18 protein-coding genes are annotated in these 19,531 nt (G+C 73.0%); 9 read left to right on the top strand and 9 right to left on the bottom strand.

The features are described from left to right. The first annotated feature begins 27 nt into the window (after positions 1 to 27). Positions 28 to 1,650 carry an AlkA N-terminal domain-containing protein gene (locus ACR68M_RS26965; protein ID WP_441246718.1) on the top strand — a complete coding sequence of 541 codons (1,623 nt, stop codon included), beginning with the start codon at positions 28 to 30 and terminating at the stop codon, positions 1,648 to 1,650. Continuing rightward, complete coding sequence (locus ACR68M_RS26970) at positions 1,647 to 2,174, top strand: methylated-DNA--[protein]-cysteine S-methyltransferase (RefSeq protein ID WP_441246719.1); 528 nt, start codon at positions 1,647 to 1,649, stop codon at positions 2,172 to 2,174. The genes ACR68M_RS26965 and ACR68M_RS26970 overlap by 4 nt, the downstream gene beginning before the upstream one ends. On the opposite strand, the gene ACR68M_RS26975 is transcribed toward ACR68M_RS26970, so the two are convergent. Further along, on the bottom strand, positions 2,160 to 2,768 hold the full coding sequence (locus ACR68M_RS26975) for a MarR family winged helix-turn-helix transcriptional regulator (RefSeq protein ID WP_441246720.1): 609 nt from the start codon (positions 2,766 to 2,768) through the stop codon (positions 2,160 to 2,162). The genes ACR68M_RS26970 and ACR68M_RS26975 overlap by 15 nt on opposite strands. Before the next feature lie 135 nt (positions 2,769 to 2,903). Between ACR68M_RS26975 and ACR68M_RS26980 the strand changes: the two genes are divergently transcribed. Beyond that, complete coding sequence (locus tag ACR68M_RS26980) at positions 2,904 to 4,313, top strand: MFS transporter (RefSeq protein WP_441246721.1); 1,410 nt, start codon at positions 2,904 to 2,906, stop codon at positions 4,311 to 4,313. A gap of 50 nt (positions 4,314 to 4,363) precedes the next feature. Here the strand turns inward: ACR68M_RS26980 and ACR68M_RS26985 are convergent, their stop codons facing one another. The 3 genes from ACR68M_RS26985 to ACR68M_RS26995 form a co-directional block, all read right to left on the bottom strand. Beyond that, positions 4,364 to 5,041 carry a DUF305 domain-containing protein gene (locus tag ACR68M_RS26985; RefSeq protein ID WP_441246722.1) on the bottom strand — a complete coding sequence of 226 codons (678 nt, stop codon included), beginning with the start codon at positions 5,039 to 5,041 and terminating at the stop codon, positions 4,364 to 4,366. Continuing rightward, on the bottom strand, positions 5,026 to 5,688 hold the full coding sequence (locus ACR68M_RS26990; protein WP_441246723.1) for a DUF3105 domain-containing protein: 663 nt from the start codon (positions 5,686 to 5,688) through the stop codon (positions 5,026 to 5,028). The genes ACR68M_RS26985 and ACR68M_RS26990 overlap by 16 nt, the downstream gene beginning before the upstream one ends. A 91-nt stretch (positions 5,689 to 5,779) precedes the next feature. Beyond that, a complete protein-coding gene (locus tag ACR68M_RS26995) occupies positions 5,780 to 6,289 on the bottom strand; it encodes a hypothetical protein (RefSeq protein WP_441246724.1) in 510 nt (169 codons plus the stop codon). 239 nt (positions 6,290 to 6,528) lie between these two features. Between ACR68M_RS26995 and ACR68M_RS27000 the strand changes: the two genes are divergently transcribed. Beyond that, positions 6,529 to 7,824: a protein phosphatase 2C domain-containing protein gene (locus ACR68M_RS27000; RefSeq protein WP_441246725.1), complete on the top strand. Its 1,296-nt coding sequence runs from the start codon at positions 6,529 to 6,531 to the stop codon at positions 7,822 to 7,824. An 8-nt stretch (positions 7,825 to 7,832) separates the two neighbouring features. On the opposite strand, the gene ACR68M_RS27005 is transcribed toward ACR68M_RS27000, so the two are convergent. Genes ACR68M_RS27005 through ACR68M_RS27020 form a run of 4 tightly spaced genes read right to left on the bottom strand, consistent with a single transcriptional unit; the run spans position 7,833 to position 11,999 of the window. Next, the gene (locus ACR68M_RS27005; RefSeq protein ID WP_441246726.1) at positions 7,833 to 8,453 is read right to left on the bottom strand and encodes a TetR/AcrR family transcriptional regulator; all 621 of its coding nucleotides are present in this window, start codon (positions 8,451 to 8,453) and stop codon (positions 7,833 to 7,835) included. 39 nt (positions 8,454 to 8,492) lie between these two features. Then, positions 8,493 to 9,536, bottom strand: coding sequence for an agmatine deiminase family protein (locus ACR68M_RS27010; RefSeq protein ID WP_441246727.1), 1,044 nt, complete (start codon positions 9,534 to 9,536; stop codon positions 8,493 to 8,495). Positions 9,537 to 9,567: 31 nt separating this feature from the next. Further along, positions 9,568 to 11,292 (bottom strand): urease subunit alpha, encoded by a 1,725-nt coding sequence (locus ACR68M_RS27015; RefSeq protein ID WP_441246728.1) that lies wholly within the window; start codon positions 11,290 to 11,292, stop codon positions 9,568 to 9,570. Beyond that, complete coding sequence (locus ACR68M_RS27020) at positions 11,289 to 11,999, bottom strand: urease subunit gamma (protein WP_441246729.1); 711 nt, start codon at positions 11,997 to 11,999, stop codon at positions 11,289 to 11,291. Before ACR68M_RS27020 ends, ACR68M_RS27015 begins: the two co-directional genes overlap by 4 nt. A 231-nt stretch (positions 12,000 to 12,230) precedes the next feature. On the opposite strand from ACR68M_RS27020, the gene ACR68M_RS27025 reads away from it, so the two are divergent. The 3 genes from ACR68M_RS27025 (at position 12,231) to ACR68M_RS27035 (ending at position 14,534) form a co-directional block, all read left to right on the top strand. Next, complete coding sequence (locus ACR68M_RS27025) at positions 12,231 to 13,208, top strand: quinone oxidoreductase family protein (protein ID WP_441246730.1); 978 nt, start codon at positions 12,231 to 12,233, stop codon at positions 13,206 to 13,208. A gap of 55 nt (positions 13,209 to 13,263) precedes the next feature. Further along, entirely contained in the window at positions 13,264 to 13,722 is a 459-nt protein-coding gene (locus ACR68M_RS27030) for a MarR family winged helix-turn-helix transcriptional regulator (RefSeq protein WP_441246731.1), read from the top strand. A gap of 83 nt (positions 13,723 to 13,805) precedes the next feature. Continuing rightward, on the top strand, positions 13,806 to 14,534 hold the full coding sequence (locus tag ACR68M_RS27035) for a carbonic anhydrase (protein WP_441246732.1): 729 nt from the start codon (positions 13,806 to 13,808) through the stop codon (positions 14,532 to 14,534). Positions 14,535 to 14,620: 86 nt separating this feature from the next. On the opposite strand, the gene ACR68M_RS27040 is transcribed toward ACR68M_RS27035, so the two are convergent. Further along, positions 14,621 to 16,096, bottom strand: coding sequence for a hypothetical protein (locus ACR68M_RS27040; protein ID WP_441246733.1), 1,476 nt, complete (start codon positions 16,094 to 16,096; stop codon positions 14,621 to 14,623). Between the two features lie 363 nt (positions 16,097 to 16,459). On the opposite strand from ACR68M_RS27040, the gene ACR68M_RS27045 reads away from it, so the two are divergent. Then, the gene (locus ACR68M_RS27045) at positions 16,460 to 16,948 is read left to right on the top strand and encodes an ATP-binding protein (protein ID WP_441251728.1); all 489 of its coding nucleotides are present in this window, start codon (positions 16,460 to 16,462) and stop codon (positions 16,946 to 16,948) included. 320 nt (positions 16,949 to 17,268) lie between these two features. Then, on the top strand, positions 17,269 to 19,524 hold the full coding sequence (locus ACR68M_RS27050; RefSeq protein ID WP_441246734.1) for a SpoIIE family protein phosphatase: 2,256 nt from the start codon (positions 17,269 to 17,271) through the stop codon (positions 19,522 to 19,524). The last annotated feature ends 7 nt before the right edge of the window (positions 19,525 to 19,531 follow it).

A 19,531-nucleotide genomic window follows, 5' to 3' on the forward strand; every position in this document is an offset into this window, starting at 1 on the left:
CCCGTGGTCAGCCGGGCAGGGACGCCGATGTCCGAATCCCGCCAGTCGAGGCCCTGCCGGTGCCGCAGACTGGACTACGTGATCGACGACGAGACCAGATACCGAGCCGTGGACAGCCGGGACTCCCGCTTCGACGGGATGTTCTTCACGGCCGTCCGCACCACGGGCATCTACTGCCGTCCCAGCTGCCCGGCGGTCACCCCGAAGCGGGTGAACTGCACCTTCTACCCCACTGCCGCAGCCGCCCAGGGCGCGGGCTACCGGGCCTGCCGACGCTGCCGCCCGGACTCCGTGCCCGGCTCGCCCGAGTGGAACCACCGCGCCGACCTGGTCGGCCGCGCGATGCGGCTGATCGGCGACGGCGTGGTCGACCGCGAGGGCGTCGCGGGGCTGGCCGACCGCCTCGGCTACAGCTCCCGGCAGCTCCAGCGCCAGCTCACCGCAGAACTCGGCGCGGGGCCGATCGCGCTGGCCCGCGCGCAGCGTGCGCAGACCGCCCGGCTGCTGCTCCAGACCACCGAGCTGCCGGTCACCGACATCGCCTTCGCGGCGGGCTTCGCCTCCGTCCGCCAGTTCAACGACACCGTCCGCCAGGTCTACGACCGCACCCCCAGCGGCCTGCGCGCCGAGACGGCGGCCGGGCGGCGCGCGGCCGCCCAGCCGGGGCAGCTCAGCCTCCGGCTCGCCTACCGGGGCGCCCTGGACAGCGACCACCTGATCGACTTCCTCGCCCTGCGTGCCGTTCCCGGCGTCGAGGAGGTGGTCGAGGGCGGCCGGAGCCCCGGCGTCCGCACCTACCGGCGCACCCTGTCGCTCCCGTACGGGCACGGCATCGCCGAGGTGGACGGTCTCGGGCCCACCGACCCGGCGGACCGAGGTTGGCTCGACTGCCGCCTGCGGCTCACCGACCTGCGGGATCTGACCACCGCCGTGCACCGGCTGCGCGCCCTCTTCGACCTGGACGCCGACCCGGCCGCCGTCGACGGCAGCCTCGGGGCCGACCCGGTGCTCGGCGCGCTCGTCCGGGCCCGGCCCGGCATCCGCTCGCCGGGGCACGTCGACCCGCACGAACTCGCCGTCCGGGCCGTGCTCGGCCAGCAGATCACCGTCTCGGCCGCCCGGACCCTGGCGGCCCGGCTCGCGGAGCGATACGGCGTCCCACTCCTTGAGCCGAGCGGCGGCCTGCGGCTGCTCTTCCCGTCCGCCGCCGTGCTCGCCGAGGCCGACCCGGCCGACCTCGCCATGCCCGAGGCCCGCCGCCGGGCGCTGCGCGGGCTGTGCGCGGCGCTGGCCGACGGCAGCCTCCGGCTGGACGCCGGGGTGGACCGGGAGAAGGCCACCGCCGAGCTGCTCGCCCTGCCGGGCATCGGCCCGTGGACGGTCGGCTACCTCCAGATGCGGGCCCTCGCCGCCCCCGACGTCTTCCTGCCCGGCGACGCCGGAGTCCGGCACGGGCTGATCCGGCTCGGGCAGCCCGGCGACCCGAAGGCCGCCGCAGCGGCCGCCCTGGCCTGGGCGCCCTGGCGCTCCTACGCCGTCCACCGGCTCTGGGTCGCCGCCTCGACGGCGCCCGCTGCCCCCATTGCTCCTGCTGCTTCCCCTGTTACCAGCGTCCCCAGCGTTTCCGGTTCGGAGAGTGACAACGCATGACAACCGTGTTCACGACCATGGAGAGCCCGCTCGGGCGGATTCTGCTCAGCGGCGTCACCGACGGCGAAGGCCCGGCGGCGCTGGCCACCGTGACGGCTCCCGGGCAGAAGGGCGCGCTCGCCGAGCCCGCCGCCGACTGGGAGCCGGACGCCGCCGCGCTCGCCCCGGCCGTCGAGCAGCTGACGGCGTACTTCGCCGGTGAGCTGACCAGCTTCGACCTGCCGCTGGCACCGGTCGGCACCGACTTCCGGCAGCGGATCTGGACGGCCCTGGACGACATCCCGTACGGCGCGACCGTCACCTACGGCGAGCTGGCCGCGATGGCCGGGCAGTCGCCGCGCGCGGTGCGGGCGGTCGGCGGCGCGGTGGGCGCCAACCCGCTGCTGGTGATCCGGCCGTGCCACCGGGTGATGGGTGCGAACGGTGCGCTCACCGGCTTCGCGGCCGGGGTCGACAGCAAGCGCTGGCTGCTCGACCTGGAGCGCGGGGTGAGCGGGAGCGGCGGCCCGTCAGCGCTGTTCTGACGGCGGCTGCTGCGTAGACCGCTGAGCCGCAGGCGGCAGGTGGGGCGGCGGCGAGACGGGGGTGCCGCCCGCCCCGGCCAGCGCCTTCGCCAACTGCTCCAGGCCGGGGAGGGCGTTCATCACGGCCTCCCGGTTGGCGGGGGAGAGGCTCTCCAGCGCGTCGGCCAGCCGGCGTTCGTGCGCACGCTGCCAGTCGCGGAGCTGCTGGTGTCCGGCCTCGGTGAGGGCGATCCGGGCCGTCCGGCGGTCGCCCGGGTCGGCCTGCCGGTCGACGAAACCGGCCTCCAGGAGCTTGCCGACCAGGCCGCTGACGGTGTTCGGGGCCAGTCGCTGCCGGGCCGCGAGCTCGCCGACCCGCAGCGGCGCGGCCGCCAGTGTCTGGAGCAGCTCGACCTGCGCCATCGGCAGCGACTCCCACGGGTAGTCGGTGCGGATGCTGCTGCGCAGGGCCCGGCGCAGCCGGGTGATCACGTCCGTCAGCCGCTGGGCACGCTCGATCGTCGTCGCCGACTCCCCGGGCTCGGAGAGGGCGTGGTGGAGGGCCCGCTCGAGGTCGGAGTGGGGTGGCAGGCCAGGGGTGGGCAGCGACGGCATGGCGGACAGCGTAGCGCCTGGTAGCACAAGGGTCGTCAACTGACCAGATCTGCCAGGGAGTACATCTGGCAACGATCTGATCGGCAGGGGAGATGATCTGTTCGAGAGTATCTCGATAGCAGATATATTTGACTCATGCGCGCCACCCTCCTCACCGGGCTGCTCACCGAGCGGCCCCGCCCCCGCATCGTCGCCGACTGGCGGCACGCCCACTGGCTGGCGGTCGGCACGGTCTGCCTCGGCGCCTTCCTGGGCCAGCTCACGGCGAGCATCACCTCGCTGGTCTTCCCGGCCCTGGAGCACAGCTTCCAGGTCAACTTCGCGGCGGTCGAGTGGGTGGCCCTCGCGTACCTGCTGGTGCTGGTCGCGCTGCTGGCCCCGATCGGGCGGCTCTCCGACGTGGTGGGCCGCAAGACCATGTACCTCGGCGGTTTCGCCCTCTTCGCCCTCGCCTCCGCAGGCGCCGGTCTGGCCGACTCCCTCCTCCAGCTCGTCGTCTGCCGCGCCGTGCAGGCCGTCGGCGGGGCGATGATGCAGGCGAACAGTGTCGCACTCGTCGCCAGGGGCGTCCCCGAGCGGCACATGCGCACGGCGCTCGGTATCCAGGCCGCCGCCCAGGCGCTCGGCCTGGCACTCGGCCCGACCCTCGGCAGCCTGCTGGTCGCGCACGCGTCCTGGCGCTGGGTCTTCTGGATCAACGTCCCGATCGGGCTGCTCGGCCTGCTGGCCGGCTGGTACCTGCTGCCCCGCACCCAGCGCCCCTGCGACCGTCCGGCGCCTGCGCCCGCACCTGGAAGTGGTGAGCGCCGGTTCGACCTGCTCGGCCTGGTCCTGCTGGCCGGGGCGTCCACCGCCCTGCTGCTCGGCCTCTCCAGCGCCTCCGGCCTCCCGCTGCCCTGGTGGGCGGTGGTCGGGCTGCTGCTGCTCTCCGCCGTCCTCGCGGTCGCGCTGGCCCGGCAGGAGCAGCGCGCCGACCGCCCGATCATCCCGCCGGGCCTGGTCAACACCCCCGGCATCCGGGCCGGGCTGGTGGTCGCCCTGATCGGCTACCTGTTGCTGTTCTGCCCGCTCGTCCTCGGCCCGGTGATGCTGGTCGCCACCGGCACCCCCGCCACCACCGCCGGGCTGGTGATCGCCGCGCTCCCCGCCGCCTTCGCGGTCGCCGCGACCGTCGGCGGCAGCCTGCTGCCCCGCAGCCTGTCGGATGCCGGCCGGTGCCGCCTCGGCGCAGCGGTCGCGGGCGCCGGGCTGGTGCTGCTGGCGCTGCTCCCCGTCGGCCCGCCGACCTCGGCCGCACCGCTCGCCGTGGCCGGCTACGGGCTGGGTCTGCTGCTGCCCGCCAACAACACCCTGATGATGCGGTCGATACCCGCCGAGAGCTCCGCCGTCGGCGGTGGCCTGGTCAACATGGTCCGCAGCCTCGGCACCGCCCTGGGCACGGCCCTCCCGGTCCTGGCGGTCCACCTCGCGGGGCCCGCCGTGGGCGGCCGTACCGTCCTCGTCCTGCTGGCCGCCGTCGCGGCCCTCGCCCACGCCCTCGGCTGACGACCGGCCGACGCAGTGGGGGGCGCGGTGCTCCGCGCCCCCCACCGTGGTTACGACAGCGGCTGAGCGCCCCGATCGTGCAGCATCTGCGTGATCAGGTCGATCTCCGAGCGCTGCCCGTTGACCATCGTCTGGGCGAGCCGCTTCTCCACCGGGTTGGCGCTGATGTCGACGTAGCCCTGGGCCATCTCGACGCCGCCGGTGTGGTGACGGACCATCAGCTGGAGGTAGAAGACCTCGGCGTCGTGCCCGCTCAGGCCGCGCAGCTTGGTCAGGTCCGCGTTGGTCGCCATGCCGGGCATCAGCGAGCCGTCGTGGGCCTCGTAGGCGTGGCCCATGTTCATCCAGGCCATCGGCTGGTCGCCGGAGCTCTGCGGCAGGCCCCACTGGTCGAGCCAGCCCATCATCATGCCGCGCTGGTTGGCCTGGGTGTTGATGATGTCGAACGCGAGCCTGCGCACCTCGTCGTTCTGCGTCCGGTCGCGGACGATGAACGACATGTCGATCGCCTGCTGGTGGTGCGCCGCCATGTCCCGGGCGAATCCGGCCTCCGGCGAACCGTTCGCCGGGGCCGACGCCGTCGTGCCGGAGGCGGACGAGCCGCTCGCCACCAGCGCGGGCACGCCGAGACCGAGCGCCACGGCCGCCGCCAGCGCGGCGGGCCACCAGACCCGCCGGCGGTGCGCCTTCGGCTGCGGCTCGGCGCCGTCCGTCACTGCGTGCTGCATGTCGCCCCCGGCTCCTGGGTCTGCGGGCCCTGCACGTACTTGGTGAAGAACTGGGCGACCCGGGGGTCGTTCGCGCTGTCGAGCACCAGCTGGGTGCCCCAGGCGGTCAGCGTGATGGTGCCCTTCTCGTCCGGGTAGGGGCTCATCAGGGAGTACTGGGTGACCTTCACGCGGTCCGAGAGGGTCTTGATGTCGGCGGCGCTGGCCTTGGCGTTGTAGGTGACCCAGACGGCGCCGTGCTCCAGCGAGTGGACGGCGTTCTCGTTCTCGAGGGGCTTGTCGTAGACGGTGCCCATGCAGTTCGCCCAGACCGGGTTGTGGTCGCCGCCGACCGGCGGGGTCTGCGGGTAGCTGACCTTGGTCTGCACGTGGTTACGGGTGAGCTTGTCGAACGGGTACGTCTGGACGCCCGGGATGGGGGCCTTCGCGGCGGCCGTCTTGGCGTCCCGCTTCGACTTCGCGTCCAGGGCGAGGTAGATGCCGCCGCCGACCATGCCCGCGACCAGCACACCGGCTATGCCGAACGCGACGAACTTGTTGCGGCGGTCACGCCGCGCCTCCTCCGCCCGCAGCTCGGCGATTCTGGCGCGGCGGTCGGCCTGGCCTTCGCGGCCGGTCTTGTTGGTCTGCTTGGAAGCGGAACCCATGGGAGATGTCCTTGGTGTCTAAGGGGAGTGCCGGGGGGTGCGGAGCCGCCGGGACCGGCCGCGGGGCGGCGCGGGCCGACGGTGGGTTCCGCTAGGTCCGGTGGACCTGTAGGGCGTGCAGATCGGGCGCCAGGTCGGTGCCGATCAGTGGCGTACAGGGCACCGGTCGCGGCAGGGCCGTCTCCAGGACGAGCTGCGCCGGCGCGATGGCGGCCGGGTGCGGCGGTGCGTTGGGGAGCTGCGACTCGGAGCCGCAGAAGGGGTGGTCCGAGCAGCCGTCGCCGGGCCGGGGGTGGTCGCCGTCGGCGGTGCACCAGGTGAGCGGGAGGCCCGCGTCGGCCAGGGCGTCCGCGAGCGGACCGCCCTTGAGCTGGTGGTGGGCCGCAGCGGGAGCCGCCGACCGGTCGGGCGTGACGGCCTGCGGCCCGTAGGCCGTGGCCGCCTTCTGGGGCTGCGGCGCGGCCGTCACGGCCTGGGCCCGCCCGGCGCACGGCAGCAGCGCCAACAGGCCGACCAGCACCAGTGCCCACAGCCGCCCGGCCGGGCGGGCCGTGTGCAGGGCCCTCCCCGGCTGCGGTGCGGTCGCTCCTGGCACGGTCATGCGCACATATTAATCAGCCGAACGAGTGAAGCGATGCCCCTTACCGGCCTTCATTTTCCGCCGTTCCACCTGCTCGGGCCGGTGGAATCGGCGCTGTTCGGTGCACTTCCGGGCAGGTCGGACGCCCGTTGCGGTGTGACGGCCGGAACACTGCACCCGCCGGGTGATCGGTTGTCCCCGAATCCCGGACAGCGTCGTTCTCCTTGGAGACAATGACGTGGAGGACGAGGAGCGGCGAGATGACCAACCAGGGCGCACCCCCGCAGCACCGTCCCGAGGACGGCTGGTGGCAGGCGGTCTACACCGGCCCAGCCGACACCCTGCCGGACACCCCGGGCCTCGCCGACGCCCTGGCGGAGGCGGCCACCGTCGACGAGTGGTTCGACTCGGCGGCAGGCATGATCGGCCCGCAGCGCACGCCGACCGACCCGGTCGCCGACCCGGGGCCGGAGCCCACCGTCGACGAGTGGTTCGACTCGGCCGCAGGCATGATCGGCTCCCAGCGCACCCCGGACCCGGCTCCCGAGCCCGCCGCACCCCCGGCGGATCCTGTCGTGCCACCGACCCCGGCTGAGCCCACGCCCACGCCCACGCTCACGCCTGAGCCCACGCCCACGCTCACGCCTGAGCCCACGCCCACGCCCACGCCTGTGCAGCCACGGGCTGGTGCCCGTCCGTCCAGTTACGGCCCGGAACCGACCGCCCTCCCGGAGCTCGACCCGGACGCGCTCGCCGAGCTGGTGCCCGACACCGTGCTCGACGGGGCGCAGTACGGTCGCTGCACGCTCCGCGCGGCCTCCGTACGCGGCGACTCGGCCCGCCACCGGGGCGAGGTGCGCCGCGACGGCCTGCTGGTCACCCGTTTCGGCGAGGGCGACGACGGGCTGCTGCTCGCCGTACTGGGATCTCCCGGGCTCGACCTGCGGGCGCCGACGGCCGTCGCCGACGCCTGCCGCCAACTCGCCGCCGCGATCGGCCGCAGCCGCGCCGAGCTCGCCGCCGACCTGCGCGAAGGCGCCCGCGACCGCCTCCGCTACGGCCTCCAGCGGCTGGCCACCCAGGCCGCCGCCCCGCTGCGTACCGCTGCCGCCCCAGGCCCGGTCGAGGACGGCACCGGCGGGTCACTGCACTGCCTGCTGATCTCGCTCGACCCGGCCGCCACCCACCGCGCGGCCTTCGGGATCGGGCCCGGCGGGCTCTACCTGCTGCGTTCGGGTCACTGGATCGACGCGTACGCCGCGCGGCTGCTGCACCACCCGGACGGGGAGCCGCCGGTGTCCGCCGTCGGCGGGGTCGGGCCGGTGCCGCGCCCGTTCAGGTTCCGGCTCGTTCCGGCGACGCCCGGCGACATCCTGCTGCTCTGCACCCCGGGGCTGGCCGAGCCGGTCGCCGAGGAGGCGTCCGTCGCGCACTTCCTCGCCGACCACTGGGCCCATCCGCACCCGCCGGGCACCGTCGACTTCCTCCGCCAGGTGCAGGTCCGCGCCAAGGACTACGCGGAGGACCGGACGGCCGTGGCCGTCTGGACCGAGTAGCGCGCCCGTCAGGCCGGTCCGGTCCGGCGCCCCAGCAGGGCCGCCGTCACGGATGCCACCTGCGCCGTCGCCTGCGCGACCTCGGCTCCGGGCAGTCCGATCGCGATCGGCACCGCGAAGCCGTCCAGCAGGGCCCGGATCTGTACGGCCCGGTCCTGCGGCGGCGCGGCGGCCGCCGAGAACTCACCGGCCGCGACGCCCTCCTCGATCAGGGCGACCAGATCGGCCTGCCAGGGTGCCTCGATCTCCAACTGCCCCTGCCGGATCTCCGCACTCGCCGGCGAACGCCCCCACACCTCCAGCCAGAGGATCCACCGAGGGTCACCCGGGCTCTCGGGCAGATAGAGCTCCGCGTACGCCGCGAGCCGCCCCCAGAAACCGCCGTCGGCCCCCCGCAGGGCGGCCCGGCGGCGTTCGCCGAGCTGCTCCTCGCTCCAGCGCAGCGTCTCCAGGAGCAGTTGGTCCTTGCTGCCGAAGTAGTAGAGCAGGTGCCCGGCGCTCATCTGGAGCTGCTTCCCGAGCCCGGCCATGGTCAGCTTGGCGAGCCCGTGCTCGGCGATCGCCGCCCGCGCGGTGGCGAACACCTCCTCGCGCGGCCGTGCAGCCCGCCGGGGCCTCGGCTCCGCCATTCCGCCTCCTCTCTCTCGGACCTGCCCCCGGTGATGCGACTAGCGGGTCGCCCGGGGCTGCTGCTGGGTGATGCAGTGGATGCCGCCGCCGTTGGCGAAGATCTCGCGGGCATCGACGAGTTCGACCTTGCGGCCGGGGTAGGCCTCGCCGAGGACGGTGGCCGCGTGCTGGTCGCGGGGGTCGTCGAAGGCGCAGAGGATGACGGCGCCGTTCGCGACGTAGTGGTTGATGTAGGAGTAGTCGACCGGCTCGCCCTCCTCGTCGGTGAGGACGGTGGGGGCGGGCAGTTCGATGACCTCCAGCGGGCGCCCGGCGGCGTCGGTCGAGGCGCGGAGGATGGCGACGAGCTCCTTGCACACCTCGTGGTCGGGGTGTGCGGGGTCGGGCTGCACGTGGGCGAGGACGACGCCGGGGCGGACGAAGGAGGCGACGATGTCGATGTGGCCCCGGGTGCCGAACTCGTCGTAGTCACGGGTGAGTCCGCGCGGCAGCCAGATCGCCTTCGTGGTGCCGAGGAAGGCGTGCAGCTCGGCCTCGACGGCCTCCTTCGTCCAGTCGGAGTTGCGGCCCTCGCCGAGCTGGACGGTCTCGGTGACGAGCACGGTGCCCTCGCCGTCGACGTGGATGCCACCGCCCTCGTTGATCAGCTTCGAGGCGAAGCGCTGCACGTCGGTCAGCCCGGTGATGGCCTCCGCGATGTGCTGGTCGTGCTCCCAGCGGGCCCAGGACTGAGCACCCCAGCCGTTGAACACCCAGTCGGTGGCGGCGAGTTCGCCGTCCCGGCCGAGCAGGAAGGTCGGGCCGATGTCGCGCATCCAGGCGTCGTCCAGCGGGCGCTCGACCAGCTCGACCTCGGCGGAGACGTACCGACGGGCGTCCTCCAGCTCACCGGTGTTGACGATCAGCGTCACCGGCTCGTACCGGACGATGGTGTTGGCGACGCGGGCCCAGGCCTCGCGGGCGGCGTGCAGGTGCGCCGGCTCGTCGAAGGTCGGGTTGTCGGTGGGGAAGGCCATCCAGGTGCGCTCGTGCGGGTGCCATTCGGCGGGCATCCGGAAACCGAGGGAGGCGGGAGTGGTCATGAGGGTGAAGTCCTAAGCAGTGGGGGAGGGTTCAGAGGAAGTAGAGACGGCTGAGCGAGACGCTGTCGGCAGGCTCGGAGCGCAGCGGTGAGCCGTCCAGCGAGACCAGGCCGGTGGTGGCCTCGACCTGGACGTTGCCGACGCGGGCGTTGCGGACCATGTCGCGCGGCCCGATGCCTCGGGTGTTGCGGACGCCCACCCGGCGGCGGCGGGTGGGGAGTTGGTCGGCCGCGCGGTCCAGGTACGAGCCGTCGGCGGCGGCTTGGGCGACGAAGGCGACGGAGATGTCGGCTGCGGTGGTGCCGTGGGCGCCGAACTGGGGGCCGAGGACGAGGGGTTCGCAGCGGTCGGTGGAGGCGTTGGGGTCGCCGGTGACGCCGTAGGCGGGGAATCCGGCCTTGAGCACCAGCTGGGGTTTGGCTCCGAAGTACTGCGGCCACCAGAGGACGATGTCGGCGAGTTTGCCGATTTCGATGGAGCCGACTTCGTGGGCGAGGCCGTGGGCGATGGCGGGGTTGATGGTGAGTTTGGCGATGTAGCGCAGGACGCGTTCGTTGTCGTCGCCGCTGTCGTTGGTGCCGTAGGAGCCTTCGCCGTCGAGGGGGCCGAGTTCGGTCTTCATTTTGCCGGCCATGGCGAAGGTGCGGCGCACGGTTTCGCCGGCGCGGCCCATGCCTTGGGCGTCGGAGGAGGTGATGCCGATGACGCCGAGGTCGTGGAGGACGTCTTCGGCGCCCATGGTGCCGGCGCGGATGCGGTCGCGGGCCATGGCGGCGTCGCCGGGGAGGTCGACCTTGAGGTCGTGGGCGGAGACGATCATGCCGAAGTGCTCGCCGAGGGCGTCGCGGCCGAAGGGGAGGGTGGGGTTGGTGGAGGAGCCGATGACGTTCTCGACGCCCGCCATCTTCAGCACGTTGGGGACGTGTCCGCCGCCGCAGCCTTCGATGTGGAAGGCGTGGATGGTGCGGCCTTCCAGCACGGCGAGGGTGTCCTCGACGGACAGGCACTCGTTCAACCCGTCGGTGTGCAGGGCGACCTGGACGTCGTACTCCTCGGCGACGCGCAGGGCGGTGTCGAGGGCGCGGGTGTGGGCGCCCATGTCCTCGTGGACCTTGAAGCCGGAGGCGCCGCCCTCGGCGAGGGCCTCGATGAGGGGGGCGGGGTCGGAGGAGGAGCCGCGGCCGAGGAAGCCGATGTTGACGGGCCAGGCGTCGAAGGCGTTGAAGGCGTGCCGCAGCGCCCACGGGGAGTTGACGCCGACGCCCCAGACGGGGCCGAACTCCTGGCCGATGATCGTGGTGACGCCGGAGGCGAGGGAGGCCTCCATGATGCGCGGCGACAGCAGGTGGACGTGGGTGTCGATGGCTCCGGCGGTGGCGATCATGCCCTCACCCGAGACGATCGTCGTCCCGGTGCCGACGACGACGTCGATGTTGTCGAGGGTGTCGGGGTTGCCGGCGCGGCCGATGGAGGCGATGCGGCCGTCGATGAGGCCGATGGAGGTTTTGCGGATGCCCTGGACGGCGTCGATGACCAGGACGTTGCTGATGACGACGTCGCAGGTGTCGCGGACGGCGGCGGCTTTGAGGTGGAGGCCGTCGCGGGCGGTCTTGCCGAAGCCGGCGAGGAACTCCTCGCCGGGGGCCTGGGAGTCGGACTCGACCCGGACGATCAGCCCGGAGTCACCGAGGCGGATCCGGTCACCCGCCCGGGGGCCGTGCACGGCGATGTAGTCGTGGGGGGTGATCGCGCTCACGAGTCGATCTCCGCATCGTCGAAGGTGGTCAGGTAGCCGGTCGCGCGGGCCTTGGCGAGGGCGTTCTCCCGGGCACCGGGGGCGTCCAGCGGGCCGTCGACCAGTCCAGCGAAGCCGATGGCGACGCGGGTGCCGCCGATGGGTACGAGGCCGACCTCGACGGTGGCGCCGGGGTCGAAGCGGACGGAGGACCCGGCGGGGACGGCGAGGTGGGTGCCGTAGGCGTCGGCGCGGTCGAAGGCCAACCGGGGGTTGGCCTCGAAGAAGTGGAAGTGCGAGGTCACCGAGATCGGCACGGCGGAGGTGTTGTGCACGAGCAGCACCACCGTCTCCTCGATCGGGTCGTAGCCGGTGCCGCTGCCGATCAGGGCGCCGCCGGGGGCGTCGTCGCCGAGCGAGCCCGCTCCCTGGAAGGGGTCGTTGATGACGGCGAGGCGGGTGCCGTCGTCGAAGACGGCCTCCACCTGGATGACGGTCACGACGTCGGGTACGCCGGGCAGGACGTCGTCGGCGCTGAGCACCGTACGTCCGGCCTCGATCGCCTCGGCGAGGCGGCGGCCGTCGCGGGCGGCCTCGCAGACGGTGTCGGCGATCAGGGCGGTCGCCTCGGGGACGTTCAGCTTGACGCCGCGTGCGCGGCGGGCGCGGGCCAGCTCGGCCGCTGTGAAGATCAGCAGCCGGTCCCGCTCGGTGGGGGTCAGTCGCACGGTTCCTCGCTCGCGGATGCCAGGGGGTCGGAGTAGTTAGAACGGCGTTCAAACATCTCTGGCCATTGAACCCGGGTCACGCCGCTCTGTCCAGCCTTGCCCCCCGCGAACGGTTCGGCGCGCCGGAGGTCGCCTGGGGGGGATGCGCGATCTATCAGGGCCCTGATATAAATAAGGAGACGAATCTGAAGCAGCCAACGAATCAACCAATGAACCCTGAGGAGCGCACCCATGCGCGCAGTCCGCTACACCCGCACCGGCGGCCCCGAGGTCCTCGAACTCGCCGAGCTCCCCCTCCCGCAGCCCGGCCCCGGCGAGGTCGCCATCGATGTCAGCCATGCGGGCATCCACTTCGCCGATGTGATGTTCCGCCGGGGTCAGTTCCCGCTCCCGCTCCCCGCCGTCCCCGGCCTGGAGGTCGCGGGCACCGTCGCCGCCCTCGGTGAGGGCGTCACCGGCCTGCGGGTCGGCCAGCCGGTGGCCGCAGTGCCCACCGGCTTCGGCGGCTACGCCGAGCGCGTCATCACGAGCGCCCTCGCCACCGTCCCCCTGGAGGGTGAACTCGCCGGGCTCGGCCCGCAGCTCGCCGCCGCCACCGCCTGCAACGCCGCCACCGCCGTGGGCACCCTGCGCGGCGCCGCCCGGGTCGCCCCCGGCGACCGGGTGCTCGTCCTCGGTGCCTCCGGCAGCCTCGGCACGCTGCTCGGCAGCCTCGCCCGCCACTACGGCGCCGCCCTGGTGGCCGGCGCCGCAAGCACCCCCGAGCGCGCGGCCCGAGCAGCTGCCAACGGCTACGACGAGACCCTGAGCTACGACGAACTCGCCAGCAGCGTCGACAAGTTGACCGACGGCCAGGGCTTCGACGTCATCGTCGACTCGGTCGGCGGCGAACTGCGCGAGCAGGTCCGCCCGCTGCTCGCCGTCCTCGGCCGGCACGTCGTGATCGGCAACGCCGCCGACCGCGACATCACCCTGGAGGCCAACCAGGTCTGGTACGAGAGCTTCTCGCTCGCCGGGTACAACATGGGCGGCGTGCTCGGCCGCCGCCCCGACCTCTTCCGTGCCCACCTGGAGGAGGGCCTGCGGCTGGTCGCCGACGGCACCCTGCGGGCCGACGTCGAGGAGATCGGCTGGGACGGAGTGGTGGCCGCCCACCAGCGCCTGGAGGGGCGCACCGCGACCGCGAAGTACGTCCTGCGGGTCGCCTGACCAGCGCTGGGATACTGGGCCCTGCCCAGACCCGTCCAGGAGAGGCAGCCCCCTCATGACCACCGATCCCGCCGCGCTGCTCGCCGGCCCGCAGGGGGCCCAGCTGCGCCTGGGGCTCGCGATCAAACAGGCCGAGCAGGCCATGATGGCCGCCAAGACCGACGCGCTGCGGGAGTTGGAGCTGACGGTGCCGCAGTACGCCGTGCTGCTCCAGCTCACCGAGCGGCCCGGGATGTCCGGGGCCCAGCTCGCGCGCGGGGCCGCCGTCACCCCGCAGACGATGGCCGGAGTGCTGGCCAATCTGGAGGCCAAGGGGCTGGTCGAGCGGGAGCCCTCCGAGGTGCACAGCAAGGTGCTGGTGACCCGGCTCAGCGAGGCCGGGGGGCGGCTCGTAGCAGAGGCCGACGCGCGCGCGGTCGGAATCGAGTCGGTGCTCTGGACAGCATTCGACGACGCCGAGCGGGAGCTGTTCCGTGGGTTCCTCCAACGTGCAACTTCCGTGCTGCACAAGTGAGTAAAGGATCTCCACGCCGCAGGTAAAGTGACCCGCCGTCACCCATTCGGCAGATCATTTTTTCGTAGGCGGGGAGAATTCCGATGAAGGACCAGTTGCAGGTCCAGCTGCAGGACCGGCGGAGCGTTCTCAGGGCGGGCACCATGGCGGTGGCTGCTCTGGCTGCCCTCGGTGCGGCGGCGCCGGTGGCCGCCGCCGCGCCCTCCACCACGACCGGGCCGGTCGGCACGCCGCAGCTGGCGCTCGACCGGCTCCGGGCCGGCAACGCGAACTGGGCCGCCGGCCGATCCGTCCACCCCGACGCCTCGGCCGCCCGCCGTCGCGATCTGTCGACCCATCAGGAGCCCTTCGCGGTGGTCTTCTCCTGCATCGACTCCCGCGTCCCCCCGGAGCTGGTCTTCGACCAGGGCCTCGGCGATCTGATGGTCGTCCGCACCGCCGCCCACACCGCCGACGGCCTGGTCACCGGCAGCCTGGAGTACGGGCCCGCCGAGCTGGGCGCCCAGCTGCTGGTCGTCCTCGGCCACCAGCGCTGCGGCGCCGTCACGGCCGCCGTGAAGTCCTTCACCGGCGGCGAGCGCCTCCCCGGGCACCTCGCCGACATCGCCCGCGACCTGCGCGGCCCCTACCAGGAGGCGCGCGCCACGGCCCCCGCCGACCTGGTCGACGCCACCATCCGCGCCCAGACCCGCCGCACCGTCGCCCAGCTCCGCACCGACCGCCTGCTGAAGCCCCTGATCGCGGCCGGAAGGCTCGACGTCGTCGGCGGGTACTACTCGTTGGACACCGGGACGGTCACCTTCTCCCGCTAGTGCCGCGCCCGGCACCAGCGCGCGCCCGCGTGGCGCCGACCCGACTCCCGAGGAGGGGGCCGGGCCGGCGCCGAGGGTGGCTGCGGTCAGCTGACGAGCGCGATGAGCGCGGTGGCGGCGGCCTTCTCCGCCGCCGAGAGGATCTCCTTCACCAGGTCGCCGAGGGCTCCCGTGACACCCGCGGCGAGGGTGTCCGTCCCATCGATGCCGGCCTTGAAGGTGCCGTTGAGGATGCCGTCCCACTCCGCCGTGATCTGCGGGTTGTGGCCGGTGAAGGTGAAGTCGTCGTTGCGGTCGGGGGTGCCGAAGGGCAGTCCGGCGACGGTCCCCTCGGTGTGGCCGGAGTGCTGGAAGGTGAAGACGGTCCCGTCCGGCGTCATCACCGCCGCAGAGATCGTGTAGTCGATGTTGTCGAAGCCGCTGTCGTGCGCGTGCATGGTGAAGGTGAAGCCGCCGTCCTGCCGCATCACCACGCGCGCCGTGCCGCCGACGGCGATGTCGGTCGTCACGTCCTGGTCGAAGCTTCTGGTCGACGAGTCGTACCAGAAGTGGTCCTGGACGGAGGAGTCCCCTCCGGCGAACCAGAGTTCCATGCTGGTGGGGATGCGGCTGACGGCGGCGATTCCGCTGCTGGTGGAGGCGGATCCGGCGGGGGCGAGTTCGAAGTTCTGCCAGTTGGCGCCTTCGTACCAGAAGTGGTCCTGGACGGAGCCGTTGGGCCCGATGAACCACATCTCCATGCTGCCCGGGATGCGGGAGACGGCGGCGATTCCGCTGCTGGTCGAGGCGCTTCCGGCGGGGGCGAGTTCGAAGTTCTGCCAGTTGGCACCTTCGTACCAGAAGTGGTCCTGGACGGAGCCGTTGGCGCCGATGAACCACATCTCCATGCTGCCCGGGATGCGGGAGACGGCGGCGATTCCGCTGCTGGTGGAGGCGGATCCGGCGGGGGCGAGTTCGAAGTTCTGCCAGTTGGCGCCTTCGTACCAGAAGTGGTCCTGGACGGAGCCGTTGGGCCCGATGAACCACATCTCCATGCTGCCCGGGATGCGCGAGACAGCGGCGATTCCGCTGCTGGTCGAGGCGCTTCCGGCGGGGGCGAGTTCGAAGTTCTGCCAGTTGGCGCCTTCGTACCAGAAGTGGTCCTGGACGGAGCCGTTGGCGCCGATGAACCACATCTCCATGCTGCCCGGGATGCGGCTGACGGCGGCGATTCCGCTGCTGGTCGAGGCGGATCCGGCGGGGGCGAGTTCGAAGTTCTGCCAGTTGGCACCTTCGTACCAGAAGTGGTCCTGGACGGAGCCGTTGGCACCGACGAACCAGACCTCCATGCTGCCCGGGATGCGCGAGACAGCGGCGATTCCGCCGCTGGTCGAGGCGCTTCCGGCGGGGGCCAGCTCGTAGCGGCCCCACGGCGTTCCTTCGTACCAGTACGCGCCCTGGACCGAGCCGTTCGAGGCGATCCACCAGACTTCCATGCTCCCGTCGATCCGGGAGACCGCAGCGAACCGGCTCGACGGTGCGGTGCTGTCGGCCGATGACAGGGTGAATTGGTTCCAACTCATCTGGGCTCCTTCGGGTGTTCGCTGCCTGCTGGGTGGTCAACCCGCTTTCTCAGATTAGGAGTTCGCCATGATCGGACGCATGGGGCGCTGGTCCTGGTTCGGTCCTGGGACGTGTGGGCCGGCCCGGCCCCTTCCCGGGGCGGCGGCTCGCTGAATTCACCGTCCGCGAAGGATCAAACCTCGGGCGGGCTGTCAATTGGATCACTTCTGCGCCTCCGGGCCACCAGTTCACCCCAGGTGACCGCGTACACACTGTTGCGAATCGCGGCAGCTGGGCATGAGGATGGTCGTCGGCAAGAAAGGGCGGCCCGATCGGTGGGGGCTCGATCGGCGGCCGCCCCGATGAGGGCGGGGGCGTACGTGATGGATGGTCAGGCCAGGTTTCCGCGTCAGCGGACGGCTTCCGGCAGTGACGGGGTCGCGTCTGCGGGGCGGGCGGAGGCCGGCCCGGTCCGCGAGACCGGGTGCGCGCTGCACCGCAGACTCCACGCCGCGCTCGACGCAGCCGATCTCCCGGCCGTGGGCGCCGTCCGGCACCGGCTCCGGGCGGCACTGACGCTCTGGGGGGTGCCGCAACTCGCCGACACTGCTGAGCTGTTGGCGTCCGAGCTGGTGACCAACGCGCTGCTGCACACCGGCCGGGGGGCGCTCTTCGACGCCGTGCTGAGCCCCGAGTCGCGCCTGCGCGTCGAGGTCCAGGACGGCACCTCCCAGCTGCCCGGGAGGCAGCCGCAGTCGGACGTCGCGACCTCCGGCCGGGGGCTGGTGCTGGTCGAGGCGCTGGCCGACGACTGGGGTGTGCAGCTGCGGGGCGAGGGCAAGGTCACCTGGTTCGAGCTGGGACTCGACTGAGCGAGGTGCGGCCGCGTCCGTTGCCTCCGGCGGCGGGCTGTGCTGACCTGAAGTGGGACGGACGTCATCCGTCCAGGTGAGGCGATACTAGTAATCTTTCGATTGGACGTTAAGAATGTGTGCCCGGGGTTGGCGGCGGGGAGAAGCGAGCCTCGACCGACCGGCCACCTGACCCGGCGCGCACCACGTCTCACCGTCCGAGACAGTTCAAGATCGTTCGAGGCCGTTCGGGATCGTTCGGGATCGTTCGACGCATCGCCCCACCACCACACGGCCAGGCCTGCCCTCGGGCGGCATGGCACGGCAGCGGCAGGAGAAGCATGGCGACAGAGCCCGAGTCGCAGGGGCCCGCACGCCGCACCCCACCGGCCCAGACGACCCGAAGCGCGGCCGCCGCGCGCAGCCTGCGCGGGCCCGTCGACCGGGTCGACCACGGCGGCGCCGAGCCACACCGCGGTGCGCCCGGCCTGGCCGCCGGGAGAATCACGCCGGTGGTCTCGAGAGGGCTGCCGACCCGCAGCGGCGACTCCACCCCCGACTGGCTCGAACCGGCGATGGCGGCCAACGGCATCGGCTCCTTCGACTGGGACATCCGCCGGGACGTCCTGGAGGGCGACCCTCGCGCCTGTGCCATCCTCGGCCTCGACGCCGGGCGCTTCGACCGCAGCGCCGCCGCCTTCCTCGCGATGCTCCACCCCGACGACGCCCCGGTCGTCCGCCGCCGGGTCGAGCGCGCCGTCGCCGAGCTGGGCCAGTGCGGCGCCTACTACCGGACGATCTTCCCCGGCGGGGAGATGCACGCCGTACGGTTCCGTGGCCGGGTGCTCGCCGACGCCTTCGGGCGGGCCTCCCGGATGGTCGGCTTCGTCTGGGACGCCACCGTCGAACTGCACAAGCGCGAGCGGGCCGGCGAGCTCGCGATGCTGCGAGAGGAGCGCTCGCGTTTCATCAAGGAGGCTGCCCGCGCGCTCTCCGAGGCCGTGACCGTCCGGGACGTGGCCCGGGTCTTCACCGAGCTGCCCCTGCCCGGCCTGCCCCCGGACGGCCTGGTGCTCACCTCACTGGAGGCCGGGCGGCTGCACGTGCTGGGCGCCAGCGGCTACACCTCCGAGCACATGCACCCCTTCCACCGCGCGCCGCTACCGCCCAGCCACCCCGCCGCCGAGGCCGTCCGGGCCCGGGTGCCGGTCTTCATCGGCAGCCGCGAGGAGTACCGCGACCGCTACCCGGAGGCCTGGCCGCAGCTGGCCGCGAGCGGCCCGCGCAGCGCCTGGGCCTTCCTGCCGCTGGTCGCCAGCGGCCGGGTGATCGGCGTCTGCGTGGTCAGCTTCGATGACGAACGCGACCTTGACACCGACGAGCGCACCCTGCTCTCCACCCTCGGCGGCCTGGTCGCGCAGTCCCTCGCCCGAGCCCGGCTGCACGACGCCGAGCACGAGCTCGCGGCAGGCCTCCAGCGCGTCATGCTGCCGCGCACCGTGCCGTCCGTCCCCGGCGTCACTACCGCTGTCCGCTACCTCGCCGCAGGCTCCGGCCTCCAGATCGGCGGCGACTGGTACGACGTCGTACCGCTGCCCGGTGGGCACGTCGGCCTGGTCATCGGCGACGTCCAGGGCCACGACGTGCACGCCGCCGGGATCATGGGCCAGCTCCGGATCGCCCTGCGCGCGTACGCAGCCGAGGGGCACCCGCCCGCCGCCGTGATGGCCCGCGCCTCCCGCTTCCTCGCCGATCTCGACACCGACCACTTCGCGACCTGCACCTACGCCGAGGTCAACGTCGACTACGGCGTGGTCTACGCCGTCCGGGCCGGGCACCTCGACCCGGTCGTCCGGCGCTCGGACGGCACCAGCGCGATCGTGCAGGTCGCCGGCGGGCTGCCGCTCGGGATCGCCCCCGACGAGGAGTACCGCGTCACCCGCTTCAGCCTCGACCCCGGCGAGACCGTGGTGCTCTGCACCGACGGTCTGGTCGAGGCCCGGGGCATGGACCTCGACACCGGCTTCGCCCGGCTCTGCGAAGCCGTCGCCCGCGAGCTCCCCGCACGCGGTGAGTCCGCTCAGGACCCGATCGACGTGCTCGCCGACCGGATCGCCTCCCAGGCGGCCGACTCCACCGAGCGCGAGGACGACATAGCGCTGCTGCTGCTCCGCTGGGACGGACCGGCGGGCGGGCTGGCCGCCCAGCAGCTCCGCCGCCGGATCGGGCAGGCCGACCTGGCCCGGATCTCCGAGCTGCGCGGCGAGCTGCGGGACGCCCTCCGGCGCTGGGGCGTGCCCGACCTGGTCGACACCGCCGAGCTGCTCGCCTCCGAGCTGGTCACCAACGCGATCCGGCACACCGACCGGGACGCGATGTTCACCGCCCGCCTCTACCGGGAGCCCGCCACCCCCGGCGCCCGCCTCCGGATCGAGGTCGAGGACGAGTCGGACCTCTGGCCGACCCGCCGCACCCCCGGCGAGCAGGCCTCCTCGGGCCGTGGCCTGATGCTCGTCGAGGCCCTCGCCGAAGCCTGGGGTGTGGAGCCTCGCGGCACGGGCAAACGGATGTGGTTCGAGCTGGCCGCCGCAGGCTGAGCCGAGG

Source organism: Kitasatospora sp. McL0602, assembly GCF_052076145.1.
Classification (GTDB): domain Bacteria; phylum Actinomycetota; class Actinomycetes; order Streptomycetales; family Streptomycetaceae; genus Kitasatospora.

Excerpts from the sequence above, each read along its gene's own strand:
- ACR68M_RS26985 (WP_441246722.1), bottom strand. The coding sequence starts at position 5,041 with ATGCAGCACGCAGTGACGGACGGCGCCGAGCCGCAGCCGAAGGCGCAC.
- ACR68M_RS27005 (WP_441246726.1), bottom strand. The coding sequence starts at position 8,453 with ATGGCGGAGCCGAGGCCCCGGCGGGCTGCACGGCCGCGCGAGGAGGTG.
- ACR68M_RS27050 (WP_441246734.1), top strand. The coding sequence starts at position 17,269 with ATGGCGACAGAGCCCGAGTCGCAGGGGCCCGCACGCCGCACCCCACCG.
- ACR68M_RS27045 (WP_441251728.1), top strand. The coding sequence starts at position 16,460 with ATGGATGGTCAGGCCAGGTTTCCGCGTCAGCGGACGGCTTCCGGCAGT.
- ACR68M_RS27025 (WP_441246730.1), top strand. The coding sequence starts at position 12,231 with ATGCGCGCAGTCCGCTACACCCGCACCGGCGGCCCCGAGGTCCTCGAA.
- ACR68M_RS26965 (WP_441246718.1), top strand. The coding sequence starts at position 28 with ATGTCCGAATCCCGCCAGTCGAGGCCCTGCCGGTGCCGCAGACTGGAC.
- ACR68M_RS26980 (WP_441246721.1), top strand. The coding sequence starts at position 2,904 with ATGCGCGCCACCCTCCTCACCGGGCTGCTCACCGAGCGGCCCCGCCCC.
- ACR68M_RS27035 (WP_441246732.1), top strand. The coding sequence starts at position 13,806 with ATGAAGGACCAGTTGCAGGTCCAGCTGCAGGACCGGCGGAGCGTTCTC.
- ACR68M_RS26995 (WP_441246724.1), bottom strand. The coding sequence starts at position 6,289 with ATGACCGTGCCAGGAGCGACCGCACCGCAGCCGGGGAGGGCCCTGCAC.
- ACR68M_RS26975 (WP_441246720.1), bottom strand. The coding sequence starts at position 2,768 with ATGCCGTCGCTGCCCACCCCTGGCCTGCCACCCCACTCCGACCTCGAG.
- ACR68M_RS26990 (WP_441246723.1), bottom strand. The coding sequence starts at position 5,688 with ATGGGTTCCGCTTCCAAGCAGACCAACAAGACCGGCCGCGAAGGCCAG.
- ACR68M_RS27030 (WP_441246731.1), top strand. The coding sequence starts at position 13,264 with ATGACCACCGATCCCGCCGCGCTGCTCGCCGGCCCGCAGGGGGCCCAG.
- ACR68M_RS27000 (WP_441246725.1), top strand. The coding sequence starts at position 6,529 with ATGACCAACCAGGGCGCACCCCCGCAGCACCGTCCCGAGGACGGCTGG.
- ACR68M_RS27040 (WP_441246733.1), bottom strand. The coding sequence starts at position 16,096 with ATGAGTTGGAACCAATTCACCCTGTCATCGGCCGACAGCACCGCACCG.
- ACR68M_RS26970 (WP_441246719.1), top strand. The coding sequence starts at position 1,647 with ATGACAACCGTGTTCACGACCATGGAGAGCCCGCTCGGGCGGATTCTG.
- ACR68M_RS27010 (WP_441246727.1), bottom strand. The coding sequence starts at position 9,536 with ATGACCACTCCCGCCTCCCTCGGTTTCCGGATGCCCGCCGAATGGCAC.